Raw genomic sequence first — 13,280 nt, 5'->3', positions numbered from 1 at the left:
GGGCCCGGACCGTCACACCGCGCTCGGTGTCTTCTCCCCGGGCTCCCGGCGGCTCGCGGACCAGGCTTCCCAGAGGCTCGCGTACCGGCCGCCGGCCGCCACCAGTTCCTCGTGGGTGCCGGTCTCCACGATCCGCCCCGCGTCCAGGACGACCACCCGGTCGGCGGCGGCGGCCTGCGGCAGCCGGTGGGCGACGAGCAGCCCGGTGCGCCCTTCGAGCGCGCGGGCCGCCGCCTCCTCCAGGACGCGCGCACCGGCGCTGCCCGCGTCGGCGGTGGCCTCGTCGAGGATCGCGATCGGCGGATCGGCCAGGACGAGCCGGGCCAGGGCCAGGTGCTGGGCCTGGGTGACCGTCAGCCGGTGCCCGCCCTCGCCGACGACCGTGTCCAGCCCCTCGGGGAGGGCCTTCGCCCACTCCAGGGCGCCGACCCGGTCGAGCGCCGCCCGCACCTGCTCCTCGTCGGCGTCGGGCCGGGCCAGACGCAGGTCGTCGGCGAGGGTCCCGGCGAAGACGTGCACCTCCTGGCTGATGAGCGCCACCGTCCGGCGGACCCCGGCGGGTCCGAGTTCACGGACGTCGACCCCGCCGAGCGCGATCGAGCCCTTGAGGGGGGCGTGCACGCCCGCGACGAGCTTCGCCAGGGTCGTCTTCCCCGCGCCACTGGCGCCGACGAGCGCCACGCGTTCCCCGGTGCGCACCCGCAGGTCCACCTCGTGGAGCACGGGCTGCCCGGCACCGTAGGCGTGGCTGAGCCCGGACACCGTGACCGAGCCGTCCGCCGCGGCGGGGCTGTCGCTCGGGTCGCGCTCCGCCGGAAGGTCCGACACGCCGACCAGACGCGCGAAGCTGGCCCCCGCCGACTGGGCGTCGTCCAGGAGGAAGAGGGTCGCGTTGATCGGGTTGAAGAGGCTGTGGAAGTACAGCGCGGCGGCGGTGGCCGTACCGATGCTGACCGCGTCCCGGTCGACCAGGAGGAATCCGGTGCCGAGCATCGCGGAGAGACCGATGAACTCGGCCAGGTTGAGCCGCGAGAAGAACCCGGTGACGATGTGCACGCCCCGCAGGCCCAGATCGCGGGCCGCCTCGGAACGGCGCTCCAGGAGGTCCGCGTGGGTCCGGCCCAGCCGGAAGGCGCGGACGGTCCTGACCCCGCCGACGCTGTCGAGCAGCTGGTGCTGCAACGCGCCGGTGGCGATCCGGTGTTCGGCGTACACGGGAGCCGAGCGGCGCAGGTACCAGCGCACGGAGACCACCTGGATCGGCGCGGCGAGGAGCGCGGCGATCAGGAAGCGCCAGTCGAGCAGGGCCAGTCCGCCGAAGGTGAGCACGATGGTCAGGGCCGAGCGGCTGAACTCGGGCAGTGCCTGGCGCACCGACTTCCCGATCACGGACACGTCGCTGGTGACGCGGGAGACCAGGTCGCCGGAGCCGGCCGCCTCCACACGGTCCAGGGGCAGCCGCAGCGCCCGCTCGACGAACTGTTCGCGCAGGGCGGCCAGGACGGTCTCGCCGAGCCGTGCGACGAGGGCGCCGCCGACGGCGGCGGCCCCGCCCCGGGCGAGTGCGACGACCACCAGGAGGACGAGCGGGAGGGTGAGGGCGGCGGCCCCCTTCCGGTCCACCACCAGGTCCACGACGTGGCCGAGGAGGGGGGCGGTGAGCAGGCCGACGGCGGTCCCGGCGACCAGGACGCCGAACGCCGTGGCGGTCAGGAGCCGGTGGCCGCGCAGCAGTTCGCGCAGGGCGGCGCGGGACTCGGCGGCGCCGGCGGTCGGCAGGAGGGCGCGGTCCGGTCCGGTTCCGCTCATGGTCGCTTCCGTCTTCTCGGTGGGCTCCGGCGGTGTGCCGGGGCCGGGGCGGTCGTCGGTCCGGCGGCCGGTCCGGTCGTGGCCGTCCGGGCGGGAGCCGTCGGCCGGGCCGGTGTCCGGCGTCCCGCCGGTCCCGGTGGGGGCGAGGCCCGCGGGTCCGGCAGCGGTGCCGGGACCGGTCCCCGGTCCGGCTCCGGCCCGGCGGTCCTCGGTGTCCGGTCCGGCCGTGCCGTCCGGGCGGTGTTCCCCGACGGCCGTCATGCCAGCACCGCCGCCCGGTAGGAGGCGTCGGTGGTGAGGAGTTCGGTGTGGGGGCCACAGGCCCGTACGACACCGTCCTCCAGGACCACCACCCGGTCCGTCACGGCGAGCAGCGCGGGGCTGGTGGTGACGAGGAGCGTGGTGCGGTCCCCGCGGACCTCCCGGAGCCGGGCGGCGATCCTGGACTCGGTGACGGTGTCCACGGCCGTCGTCGGGTCGTGGAGCACCAGCACGGGCCGGTCGGCGGCGAGCGCGCGGGCGAGTGCCACGCGCTGGCGCTGCCCGCCGGAGAGGGACCGGCCGCGTTCGGCGAGCAGGGTGCCGGTGCCCTCGGGCAGGAGGCGGGCGACCTCGTCGGCGGCGGAGGCGCCGAGGGCGCGTTCGACGGCGGCAGGGTCGTCCTGGTGGGCCCCGGCGCGGACGTTGTCGAGGAGGGTGCTCTCGAAGAGGTCGGCGTCGTGGCGGGCGACGAGCACGGCCCGCCGCAGTCCGTCGGGGTCGAGGGAGGTCAGGGGCGTGCCGTCGAGCACGACGGACCCCGCCTCCGGGTCGGCCTCGCGGGCCAGACAGACGAGGAGGTCGTCGGCGAGGGCCGGGTCGCGGGTGACGACCCCGGTGAGGCTGCCGGGCGGCAGGTCGAGGTCCACGCCCCGCAGGGTGCCGAACGACACCCCGCGCAGGGCCAGATGTCCGGGGGTGTCGTCGGCGGGCACGTCGTGGCCCTCGGCGACGGCGGCGGGGGAGTCGAGGACCTCGGCGATCCGCCGGGCGGAGGCGCGGCCCTGGGCGAGTTCGGCGTTGACGTAGGTCAGCAGCTGGAACGGGCCGAGGAGGAACTGGGCGAGGCCCACGGCGGCCACCAGGTCGCCGACGCTGATGCTGCCGTCGACGGCGAGGTAGGCGCCGACGATCGCGATGAGGGCGATGAAGACACCGGTCAGCGCGAGGACGGCCCCCTCGTGTCCGGCCCGGCTGCGGGCGGCCCGCAGCGCGGCGGAGAGGGAGTCCCTGCTGGTGGTGCGGTAGCGGGCGACGGCCGCCGACTCGGCGCCCATGCCCTTGAGGACGCGCAGTCCCGAGACGAGGTCGGCGGCGACGCCCGAGGCGTGCGCGGCCCGTTCCTGCTCGGTCTCGCTGCGCCGTTCGAGCGGGCGGCTGATGCGGTGGCCGAGCCAGAGCAGCGGCGGGATGCCGAGGAGGACGAGCAGGCCGAGCGGTACGGAGATCCGGAGCAGGGCGACGGCGCTGATGACGAGCGCGGCGAGCGCGGCGACGCCGTACGGGATCACCGTGACCACCGAGCCCACGCGCCGCGCGTCGTTGGTGGCGATGCTGGTGAGGGCGCCGGGGAGCCGGTCGGCGTCGGCTCCGCCCCGGGGGTCGAGCACGCGCGCGCCCAGCCGCAGCCTGAGCCGGTGCGCGGCGATCTCGCCGGTGCCCTCGGTGATGCGGGCGCTGGTCCGGTAGCAGGTCGACAGGACCAGGAAGAGAACGGCGAGGACCATCAGGAGGCGCAGCAGCGCCGAGGAGGAGCCGGTCGCCACGGCGCTGTCGATGATGGCGCCGATGACCACGGGGACGAGGGCCTCGCAGCCCTGGTGGGTCATGCCGAGCAGGGAGGCCGCGATCACCCGGCGGCGCTGTTCCCTGATCGTCTGGCGGAGGACAAGTCCCCCCGCAGGTCCGCCGGTTGGCATGGGACTCCTTCACGGAGGCGGAATGACAAGTTAGGTAAGCCTACTCTGAGTCTGGGTCGGGTGAGGATGGTCCCGGCGTCGAAGGGGGACGGTCCCGGCATCGACGGAGGGTGGCCCCCGTCGATGCGTTGACCCTCCGTGACAGTTCGGTTAGCCTCACCTAAGTCTGGTTCCCGTCGACGTCTCCGCCCGGAGCGCGCCGACGGGTGCCACCGCACATCTGAACTGCCGCCAGGGGGAGTTGTCCTTGTCCGTCGAATCCCGGGCGGTGCCGGTACAGCGGGGGAAGCACCCCGACGGCCCGCCCGTCGGCCCCGCCGCCTTACCCCGAGCGACCCGAGCGGGCGCCGCCGGGCGGGGAGCCGGGCTGCTCCTGATCCTGCTGCTCCTCGTCCTGGTCGGACTCCTCAGCGTCTGGGTCGGCACCAGGGGCATCCCCTTCACCGCCACCTGGAACGCCCTGTGGAATCCCGACGGTTCCGAGACCTCGGTGATCATCCACGACTACCGCGTCCCCCGGACCCTCCTCGGCGCCGTCATCGGCGCCGCCCTCGGTCTGTCCGGCGCCCTGATGCAGGCCCTCACCCGCAATCCGCTCGCCGACCCCGGACTCCTCGGCATCGGCCTCGGCTCGTCCGCCGGAGTCGTCGCCGCCATCTCCTTCCTCGGCATCGGCTCCCTGCTCGGCCAGCTGTGGTTCGCCTTCGCCGGAGCGGCCGTCGCCTCCGTCGTCGTGTACCTCCTCGGCGCCTCCGGCCGGAAGGTCGCCACGCCCGACCGGCTGGTCGTCGCCGGAGCGGCCGTCACCGCCGTCCTCTACGCCTTCAACTCCGCCGTCCTGCTGCTGGACCCGAGGGCCTTCGACGAGTTCCGCTTCTGGACCGTGGGCTCCCTCGCCGGGCGCTACTACGACGTCCTGCAGATCGTCCTGCCCTTCGTCGCCGTCGGCCTGGTCGTCGCCCTCGCCCTCACGCCCTCCCTCAACGCCCTGGCGCTCGGGGACCGCACGGGCCGCGCCCTGGGCGTCGACGTCGGCCGCACCCGGGCGCTCGGCGCCGCCGCGGTCGTCCTGCTCTGCGGCGCCGCCACCGCAGCCGCGGGCCCCATCGGCTTCGTCGGACTCGCCGTCCCGCACGTCGCCCGCTTCCTGGTCGGACCCGACCAGCGCTGGGTCCTCGCCTACTCGACGCTCATCGCCCCGGTCCTGCTCGTCGGCTCGGACGTCCTCGGCCGGGTGATCGGCGCCCCCGGCGAGATCCAGGTCGGGATCGTCACCGCGTTCCTCGGCGCCCCGCTGTTCCTCGCGCTCTGCCGCCGCCGGAAGCTGGTCATGCTGTGAGCCCCGTACGGAAGTCACCCACCGCCGCGGAGCGCGACGCCGGGCCGCGCGACGCCCCCGAGCCCCCGCCGCGCGTCGTCACCGGCATCGTCCTGCGCACCCGGCGCGGCCACTCGGTCCGGCTGCGGCGCCGCACCCTGGCCGTCACCGCCGTACTCTTCGCCGCCCTCGTGGTCGTCGCCGGAATCACCCTCACCACCGGCGACTTCGAGCTCACCGTAGGAGAGGTCGTCCGGGCGCTCCTGGGCAACGGCTCGGGCGCCGCCGACTTCATCGTGACCACCCTGCGGCTGCCCCGCCTGGTCACCGCCCTCTGCGTGGGCGCCGCGCTCGCCGTGAGCGGCGCCCTCCTCCAGAGCCTCACCGGCAACTCCCTCGGCAGCCCCGACGTCGTCGGCTTCACCAACGGCTCGGCCGTCGGCGCGCTCCTCGTCATCATCCTGTGGCACGGCAGCATGACGGAGATCGCGGTCGGCGCGCTGATCGGCGGACTCCTCACCGCGCTCGCGGTCCATCTGCTCATGGTCGGCCGGGGACTGCACGGCTTCCGTCTCGTCGTCACCGGCATCGGCGTCAGCGCCCTGCTCCTCTCCGTCAACTCGTACCTGATCACCCGGGCGACCTGGCAGGAAGCCCTCGAAGCGCAGACCTGGCTGATCGGCAGCCTCGGCAACCGGGGCTGGCAGCACGCGAACGCCATCGGGATCGCCGTCCTCGTCCTGCTGCCCCTGGCCTTCGGCCTCTCCCGCCGCCTGGCCATGGTGGAGATGGGCGACGTCACCGCGAACGCCCTCGGCGTCGGGGTGGCCCGCACCCGCACCGCCCTGCTCGTCGTCAGCGTCGCCCTGGCCGCCTTCGCCACCGCGGTCACCGGCCCCATCTGGTTCATCGCCCTCGCCGCACCCCAGCTCGCCAGGAAGGCGACCCGCTCCCCGGGGCCCGCGCTGCTGCCGACCGCCCTCATGGGGGCGCTGCTGCTGACCGTCAGCGATGTGCTGGCCCAGCGGCTCTTCGCCCCCGCACTCCTCCCGGTGGGAACCGCGACCGGCACCATCGGCGGGCTCTACCTCATCTGGCTGCTGGTCTCCGAGTCACGAAAGAGCCGCGCATGACGACCACGAACCCTCCCGTCCACCGCCCCGCCCCCGACGCCCCGGTGGCGCCCGGCACCCCGGACACCACCCCGGCTCCGGACGCGCCCGCCGCGCCCGCCGCTCAGGCGGAGCCCGCCCGCCCGGCGGCCCGGCTGCGCGGCGAGGGCCTCACCCTCTCCTACGACCGGCGGACGGTGGTGTCCGGCCTCGACGTCGAGATCCCCGACCGCTCCTTCACCGTCATCATCGGCCCCAACGCCTGCGGCAAGTCCACCCTGCTCACCGCGCTCGCCCGGATGCTGAAGCCCCGCACCGGCCAGGTCCATCTGGACGGCGCGGCCATCTCCTCGTACCGCTCCCGCGAGGTCGCGCGCAGGCTCGGACTCCTCCCGCAGACCTCGAACGCCCCCGGCGGCATCACCGTCGGCGACCTCGTGGCCCGGGGCCGCTTCCCCCACCAGGGCATCCTGAGGCAGTGGTCGGCCGAGGACGAGGAGGCCGTCGTCGCCGCCATGCGCCGTACCGGCGTCCTCGAACTCGCCGACCGGCCCGTCGACGACCTCTCCGGCGGACAGCGCCAGCGCGTCTGGCTGGCCATGGTCCTCGCCCAGCAGACCCCGATCCTGCTCCTCGACGAACCCACCACGTACCTCGACATCGCCCACCAGGTCGAGGTCCTCGACCTGTGCGCGGGACTGAACTCCCGCGAGGGGCACACGGTCGTCGCCGTCCTCCACGACCTCAACCAGGCCTGCCGGTACGCCACCCACCTCATCGTGATGCGGCCGGGCGGCACCATCGCGGCCGAGGGCGACCCGCGGACGGTCATGACGGCGGAACTCGTCGAGGACGTCTTCGGACTGCCCTGCCGGATCATCCCCGACCCCGAGACCGGGACACCCCTGATGGTGCCCGCGGCCCCCCGCTGGTACGCCCCCGCCGACCGGGCCCCGGTCCCGGCCACGAACGCCCCCTGATCCCGTGACCGCCCCGACGTCCGGGCCCCGGGTCCCGGGGGCCGCCACCGGCCCGCTCCCCGCGCCCTGGCGGTACGGCGGCGGGCCACGCCTGTGGACCCTGCGGGTGGCCGAGCACACCGAGCGGGCCCGTCTGCGGGAGGACCTCCTCGATCCGGCCGAACGGGCCCGCTGCCACGGCTTCGTGCGGCCCGTCGACCGCGACCGCTACCGGGTCGGCCATGTCGTCCTGCGCGAACTGCTCGGCGCGTACCTGGACAGCGACCCGGCCGCCGTCCGGCTGGTCCGTGAACCGTGCCCCGGCTGCGGCGGCCCGCACGGACGTCCCGCCGTGGCGGACGGCCCGCTCCACTTCTCGCTCTCGCACTCCGGCGGCGCCGTCCTCCTCGGCTTCGCGGACGTCCCGGTCGGCGTGGACGTCGAGACCGAACCCGACACCGACGCCACCGAGGACATCACGGCCGTGCTGCACCCGGCCGAGCGCGCCGAACTCGCCGCCCTGCCCCCGGGGGACCGGCCGGGCGCGGTCGCCCGCTGCTGGACCCGCAAGGAGTCGTACCTCAAGGGCGTCGGCATCGGCCTCGGCGAGGACCCGGCCCGCACCTACGTGGGCACGGGCCCCGCACCGGGCGCCGTCCCCGGCTGGACCCTCACCGACGTCCCCGTCCTCCCGGGGTACGCGGCGGCCTGCGCGGTCCGGACCCCCGGACCGCCGGCCGCCCACCCTCAGACGCCGTCGAGGATTCCCGGCAACGCCTCGACCAGCGCGTCGACCTGACGTTCCGTCACTGTCAGTGGCGGGGCCAGTCGTACGGTCGCGGGGCCGACCGCGTTCACCAGGAACCCGGCCTCCTGCGCCACCTCCCGGACCCGCTCGGCGACCGGCTCGGTGAGGACGACACCGAGCAGCAGCCCCGCGCCCCGCACCTCGGCGACCAGCGGGTGCCCGCACTTCTCCACACCGCGCCGCAGCAGCTCGCCCACCCGGACGGTGTGGGCGAGCAGCCCCTCCGATGCGATGGTGTCCAGGACGGCGAGGCCCGCCGCGCAGGCCACCGGATTGCCGCCGAAGGTCGAGCCGTGCTGCCCCGGCCCGAGCAGTTCGGCGGCCTCGCCGAACGCCACGGCCGCGCCGATCGGCAGCCCGCCGCCGAGGCCCTTGGCGAGGGTGACCACGTCCGGGTCCACCCCCGGTTCGGCCTGGTGCGCGAACCAGTGGCCCGTCCGGCCGATCCCGGTCTGCACCTCGTCCAGGACGAGGAGGCTGCCGGTGGCCCGGGTCAGTTCGCGGGCGGCCCGCAGATACCCCGCGGGCGCGGGCACCACGCCCGCCTCGCCCTGCACGGGCTCCACGAAGACCGCCGCCGTCTCCCGCGTCACGGCGGCGCGCAGCGCGGCCACGTCCCCGAAGGGCACGTGGGTCACCTCCCCGGGCAGCGGCAGGAACGGCTCGCGCTTCGCGGGCTGCCCGGTCAGCGCCAGGGCGCCCATGGTGCGCCCGTGGAAACCGCCCTCCATCGCCACGACGTGGGTGCGCCCGGTGAGGCGGGCCGTCTTGAAGGCGGCTTCGGCCGCCTCCGCGCCGGAGTTGCAGAAGAACACCCGGCCCGGCCGCCCGAACAGCCGCAGCAGCCGTTCCGCCAGGGCGACCGGCGGTTCCGCCGCGAACAGGTTGGAGACATGGCCGAGCCGCCCGATCTGGGCGGAGACGGCCGCGACGACGGCGGGGTGGGCGTGGCCGAGGGTGTTGACGGCGATGCCACCGGTGAAGTCGGTGTACGGCCGCCCGGACTCGTCGTGGACCGTGCAGCCCTCCCCGTGCGCGAGGGCCAGCGGGGGCGTGCCGTAGGTGTCGGTCATGACGGACCGCCAGCGAGCGGTCAGCGGGGTCGTGGCGGTGCTCACGCGGGGGCCTCCTCGGCGTCGGGCGCGGTGTCCGGCAGCACGGTGGTGCCCTCGTTCTCCTCGGTGAGGACGCCCCGCAGGACGGCGTGCGGGGTCCGTCCGTCGAGGACGTGGACCCGGCCCACCCCGGAGCGGACGGCCCGCAGGCAGCCCTCCATCTTGGGCAGCATCCCCCCGGCGAGGCGCGGGAGCAGCGCGTCGAGCTCCCGGGCGGTGAGCCGGGGGACCACCTCGGTGCTGTGCGGCCAGTCCGCGCAGAGCCCGGGGACGTCCGTCAGCATCACGAGCCGGTCGGCGCCGAGGGCGACGGCGAGGGCGGAGGCCGCCAGGTCCGCGTTCACGTTGTAGACGTGCCCGTCGGCGCCGCGCGCCACCGGGGAGACCACGGGTATCCGCCCGCCGGACAGCAGGTCGCGCACGGTGTCGGGGGCCACGGCCACGATGTCGCCGACGAGCCCGATGTCCACGGGCCTGCCGTCCACCAGGGCCGGGCGCCGGACGGCGGTCAGGGTGTGCGCGTCCTCGCCCGACATGCCGACGGCGAAGGGGCCGTGGGCGTTGATGGCGCCGACCAGGTCGCGCTGGACCTGTCCGGTCAGCACCATGCGGACCACGTCCATGGCCTCGGGGGTGGTCACCCGCATACCCGCCTCGAAGCGGACCTCCAGGTCGAGCCGGTCGAGCATCGCGCTGATCTGCGGGCCGCCGCCGTGCACCACGACCGGGTGGAGTCCGGCGTGCCACAGCTCGACGACGTCCTGGGCGAACGAGCGCGTCAGGGCCGGGTCGACCAGGGTCGCGCCGCCGCACTTGACGACGACCGTGCGGCCCTTCAGCTCCTCGGACCAGGGCACGTCCCCGGCGGGGAGCGTCGTGGAGCTCCGTGCGCCGGGGGGTCGTGACCCGGCCGCCGTCAGGCTCTCCGGGGTGCCCGTCGTGCTTGCCATCGTTGCCGTCCTCCCGTTCATGAGCTGTAGGCGCTGTTCTCGTGCACGTACGCGGCCGTCAGGTCGTTGGTCCAGATCTGCGCCGACGCGTCGCCCGCGCGCAGATCGACCGTGATGCCGATGTGCCGGCCCGTCAGATCGACCTTCTCGCGCGGTTCTCCGGCGGCGCCGTTCCGGCAGACCCGGACGTCGTTGACGGACACGTCGATGCGGTCGGGGTCGAAGACGGCGTCGGTGGTGCCGATGGCGGAGAGCACCCGGCCCCAGTTGGGGTCCTCGCCGTGCAGGGCGCACTTGAGGAGGTTGTTGCGGGCGATCGACCGGCCCACGGTGACGGCGTCCTCCTCGGACGCGGCGCCGACGACGGTCACCTCGATCTCCTTCGACGCCCCTTCGGCGTCGGCGATCAACTGGCGTGCCAGGTCCCGGCAGACGGCGTGCACCGCGTCGGTGAACTCCCCTTCCGCCGGGGTCGTTCCGGACGCGCCGGAGGCGAGCAGGAGGACGGTGTCGTTGGTGGACATGCAGCCGTCGGAGTCGACCCGGTCGAAGGTGGTGCGGACGCCCGCGCGGAGGGCCGCGTCGAGCAGCGCCGCGTCGACGTCGGCGTCGGTGGTGAGGACGACGAGCATGGTGGCCAGACCGGGGGCGAGCATCCCCGCGCCCTTCGCCATGCCGCCGACGGTCCAGCCGTCCCCGGTGGCCACGGCGGTCTTGGGCACCGAGTCGGTCGTCATGATCGCCCGTGCGGCGTCCGGGCCCCCGTCGGCGTGGAGGCGCTGCGCCGCGAGGTCGATCCCGGGCGTGACCCGGTCCATGGGGAGGGGGACGCCGATGAGCCCGGTCGAGCAGACGGCCACGTCCCCCGGGTCCGCGCCGACGGCGGCCGCCGTGCGCTCGGCCATGGTCCGCGCGTCCTCGGCCCCGGCGGGGCCCGTACAGGCGTTGGCGCCACCGGAGTTGAGGACGACGGCGGTGAGTCTTCCGTCGGCGAGGGCCAGGCGGGACCAGCGGACGGGCGCCGCCTGCACCCGGTTGGAGGTGAAGACCCCGGCGGCGGCCGTCCCCGGGCCCTGGTTGACCACCAGGGCGAGGTCGGGCGCGCCGGAGGCCTTGATGCCTGCGGCGGTTCCGCTGGCGAGGAATCCTCGGGCGGCGGTCACGGTCACGGAGCCACTCCATTCACGGGCAGGCCGAGCCCTTCGGGCAGGCCGAGGGCGATGTTCATGCTCTGCACCGCTCCACCGGCGGTGCCCTTCGTCAGGTTGTCGAGCGCGCTCACACAGATGAGGCGGCGGGCGGCCGGATCGACGGCGACCTGCACGTGCACGGTGTTGGACCCGAGCACCGCAGCCGTGGACGGCCACTGTCCCCGGGGCAGCAGCCGGACGAACGGTTCGTCCGCATAGGCGGCCTCGAACGCCTCGCGCACCTCGTCGAGTCCGCCGTCCAGGGCCACGTGCGGCCTGAGGCGGGCGGAACAGGTGGCGAGGATGCCCCGGGGCATGGGGGCGAGCGTCGGGGTGAAGGACACCGTGACGTGCTCGCCCGCCGCCAGGGACAGGTTCTGGACGAGTTCGGGGGTGTGCCGGTGGCCGCCGCCGACGCCGTACGGGGTCATGGACCCCATCACCTCGGCGCCGAGCAGCTGCGGCTTGGCCGCCCGCCCGGCCCCCGAGGTCCCGCTGGCCGCCACCACGACGACCTCCGGTTCGACGAGACGGGCGGTGTGGGCGGGCAGGAGCGCCAGGGTGACGGCGGTGGGGTAGCACCCCGGTACGGCGATGCGCGTCGCTCCCTTCAACTCGTCGCGGGCGCCGGGGAATTCGGGCAGGCCGTACGGCCAGGTCCCGGCGTGCGCGGTGCCGTAGAAGCGGGTCCAGGCCGCCGGGTCGCGGAGCCGGAAGTCCGCCCCGCAGTCCACGACGAGCGTGTCGTCCCCCAACTGCCCGGCGAGCGCGGCCGACTGGCCGTGCGGCAGGGCGAGGAGGACGACGTCGTGGCCGTGGAGGGTGTCTGCGGAGGTCTCCACGAGTGTCCGGTCGGAGAGTGCGGACAACTGGGGCTGGACCCGGCCGAGGGGGAGCCCGGCGCTGCTGTGCCCGGTGAGCGTGCCGATGTCGACTTCGGGGTGGGAGGCGAGCAGGCGGATGATCTCCCCGCCGGCGTATCCACTGGCTCCGGCCACCGCGACCCGTAAGGTCATGTTCTTCCGTCTCTCCTGGTACGTGGGGACGTGACGAACGCCGGGCGAGGATGTCCCGGACCGGCGCACGAGAACTTAACTTAGCCTAACCTAAGTGACCATGACGAGGGGTCGGCCCGAGACCGTTCGCCGCGGGGGACGAACGGACCTCGTCCGGTGGCCGGAGGAGCACACCGGGGAAAGGGCTTGCGGTCAGCCGAGGGACTCCCACGCCGACCTCAGCCCGTCCAGCCACACGGGCGGCAGCTCGGCGGCGTCCCACTCCTCCCGCAGCGCCGACGGAGCCGCCGCCAGCCGTTCGAGCACGGCGACACCGGTGGGGGAGTGGACCAGGGAGTAACGCCCGTGGACCGCGATCGGAGCCCCGGGCCCGTACCGCGCGTACAGCCGCTCCAGCCGCGCCCGGTGGGCCGACGCGAACTCCCCGACCACCCCCGGATATCCGGCCCGCCGCCGGGGGTCCATCGTCCGCAGGACCGCGCCCAGCACCTGCTCCGTGACCTCCGGATCCAGCTCGGAGACCTCGCTGAACGAGAGGTACAACGGCGTCACCGCCACCTTCGCCCGCTCCATCTCCGCCCGCCGCACCGGAGAGCGCGCCCCGGCCGGGTCCTCCTCGGGACCGGCGGTGACGGCCCTCAGGAGCGCCTTCTCGGCGATCCCGCCGAGCACCTCCGACACGCTCCGGGCACCCCCCGACCACCCGGCCGCGTACTCCTCGCCCCGATCGCCGGGCACCCGCCGCCCGGCCGCCTCGGTCTCCGCGTGCGCGAGCGCCAGGGCCCCCGCCTCGACGAGCCCGATGAGCTCCTCCGCGTCCCCGGTGTAGACCCCCGCACGGGCCAGCAGTTGGAGCAGCGTCCGCTTCGCGTTGAGGACACTGGCCTCGTCGAGCTGCGGCCGTCCCTCGTCGGCGGTGTTCATGGGGGTCCTCCTCGTCGTACGGGCGGCGCGGGCGCGGAACGCTCCGTTCGAGCCTACGCAACGCCCCCGGCCGGGGGACCCCCATCCCCCGCCGTTCAGCGAGTCGACCGCAGGACACCAC

At 75.0% G+C, this 13,280-nt stretch carries 11 protein-coding genes; 4 read left to right on the top strand and 7 right to left on the bottom strand.

Going from position 1 to position 13,280, the window contains the following annotated elements; genetic code table 11:
- Positions 1-12 precede the first annotated feature (12 nt).
- Both ACIO92_RS30580 and ACIO92_RS30575 read right to left on the bottom strand, forming a co-directional pair.
- Entirely contained in the window at positions 13-1,809 is a 1,797-nt protein-coding gene (locus ACIO92_RS30580; RefSeq protein ID WP_402280787.1) for an ABC transporter ATP-binding protein, read from the bottom strand.
- A 257-nt stretch (positions 1,810-2,066) separates the two neighbouring features.
- The gene (locus tag ACIO92_RS30575; RefSeq protein ID WP_402280757.1) at positions 2,067-3,767 is read right to left on the bottom strand and encodes an ABC transporter ATP-binding protein; all 1,701 of its coding nucleotides are present in this window, start codon (positions 3,765-3,767) and stop codon (positions 2,067-2,069) included.
- A gap of 268 nt (positions 3,768-4,035) precedes the next feature.
- Here ACIO92_RS30575 and ACIO92_RS30570 point away from each other — a divergent pair, with 268 nt between their 5' ends.
- Genes ACIO92_RS30570 through ACIO92_RS30555 form a run of 4 tightly spaced genes read left to right on the top strand, consistent with a single transcriptional unit; the run spans position 4,036 to position 7,955 of the window.
- Positions 4,036-5,106, top strand: a complete 1,071-nt coding sequence (locus tag ACIO92_RS30570; RefSeq protein ID WP_401242089.1) for a FecCD family ABC transporter permease — start codon at positions 4,036-4,038, stop codon at positions 5,104-5,106.
- Complete coding sequence (locus ACIO92_RS30565) at positions 5,103-6,218, top strand: iron chelate uptake ABC transporter family permease subunit (RefSeq protein WP_366444574.1); 1,116 nt, start codon at positions 5,103-5,105, stop codon at positions 6,216-6,218. The genes ACIO92_RS30570 and ACIO92_RS30565 overlap by 4 nt, the downstream gene beginning before the upstream one ends.
- Positions 6,215-7,177 (top strand): ABC transporter ATP-binding protein, encoded by a 963-nt coding sequence (locus tag ACIO92_RS30560; protein ID WP_366444573.1) that lies wholly within the window; start codon positions 6,215-6,217, stop codon positions 7,175-7,177. The genes ACIO92_RS30565 and ACIO92_RS30560 overlap by 4 nt, the downstream gene beginning before the upstream one ends.
- Before the next feature lie 4 nt (positions 7,178-7,181).
- Complete coding sequence (locus tag ACIO92_RS30555) at positions 7,182-7,955, top strand: 4'-phosphopantetheinyl transferase superfamily protein (RefSeq protein WP_366444572.1); 774 nt, start codon at positions 7,182-7,184, stop codon at positions 7,953-7,955.
- On the opposite strand, the gene ACIO92_RS30550 is transcribed toward ACIO92_RS30555, so the two are convergent.
- The 5 genes from ACIO92_RS30550 to ACIO92_RS30530 form a co-directional block, all read right to left on the bottom strand.
- Positions 7,904-9,037 carry an acetylornithine transaminase gene (locus ACIO92_RS30550; RefSeq protein ID WP_366444626.1) on the bottom strand — a complete coding sequence of 378 codons (1,134 nt, stop codon included), beginning with the start codon at positions 9,035-9,037 and terminating at the stop codon, positions 7,904-7,906. The genes ACIO92_RS30555 and ACIO92_RS30550 overlap by 52 nt on opposite strands.
- Positions 9,038-9,078: 41 nt before the next feature.
- On the bottom strand, positions 9,079-10,029 hold the full coding sequence (gene argB / locus ACIO92_RS30545) for an acetylglutamate kinase (protein ID WP_402280760.1): 951 nt from the start codon (positions 10,027-10,029) through the stop codon (positions 9,079-9,081).
- 17 nt (positions 10,030-10,046) lie between these two features.
- Positions 10,047-11,198: a bifunctional glutamate N-acetyltransferase/amino-acid acetyltransferase ArgJ gene (gene argJ / locus ACIO92_RS30540; protein ID WP_402060260.1), complete on the bottom strand. Its 1,152-nt coding sequence runs from the start codon at positions 11,196-11,198 to the stop codon at positions 10,047-10,049.
- Positions 11,195-12,235, bottom strand: a complete 1,041-nt coding sequence (gene argC, locus ACIO92_RS30535) for an N-acetyl-gamma-glutamyl-phosphate reductase (protein ID WP_402280762.1) — start codon at positions 12,233-12,235, stop codon at positions 11,195-11,197. The genes argJ and argC overlap by 4 nt, the downstream gene beginning before the upstream one ends.
- A 192-nt stretch (positions 12,236-12,427) precedes the next feature.
- Positions 12,428-13,159: a hypothetical protein gene (locus ACIO92_RS30530; protein ID WP_366444568.1), complete on the bottom strand. Its 732-nt coding sequence runs from the start codon at positions 13,157-13,159 to the stop codon at positions 12,428-12,430.
- Positions 13,160-13,280 lie beyond the last annotated feature (121 nt).

It is taken from the genome of Streptomyces sp. NPDC087215 (assembly GCF_044744885.1).
Lineage (GTDB): Bacteria > Actinomycetota > Actinomycetes > Streptomycetales > Streptomycetaceae > Streptomyces.
The sequence above is the reverse complement of the archived record's forward strand: the minus strand, read 5'-3'. Positions and strand labels throughout refer to the sequence as shown.

Coding starts and splice junctions, on each gene's coding strand:
- ACIO92_RS30580 (WP_402280787.1), bottom strand. CDS start 1,809: ATGAGCGGAACCGGACCGGACCGCGCCCTCCTGCCGACCGCCGGCGCC.
- ACIO92_RS30575 (WP_402280757.1), bottom strand. CDS start 3,767: ATGCCAACCGGCGGACCTGCGGGGGGACTTGTCCTCCGCCAGACGATC.
- ACIO92_RS30560 (WP_366444573.1), top strand. CDS start 6,215: ATGACGACCACGAACCCTCCCGTCCACCGCCCCGCCCCCGACGCCCCG.
- ACIO92_RS30550 (WP_366444626.1), bottom strand. CDS start 9,037: ATGACCGACACCTACGGCACGCCCCCGCTGGCCCTCGCGCACGGGGAG.
- argB (WP_402280760.1), bottom strand. CDS start 10,029: ATGGCAAGCACGACGGGCACCCCGGAGAGCCTGACGGCGGCCGGGTCA.
- argC (WP_402280762.1), bottom strand. CDS start 12,235: ATGACCTTACGGGTCGCGGTGGCCGGAGCCAGTGGATACGCCGGCGGG.
- ACIO92_RS30530 (WP_366444568.1), bottom strand. CDS start 13,159: ATGAACACCGCCGACGAGGGACGGCCGCAGCTCGACGAGGCCAGTGTC.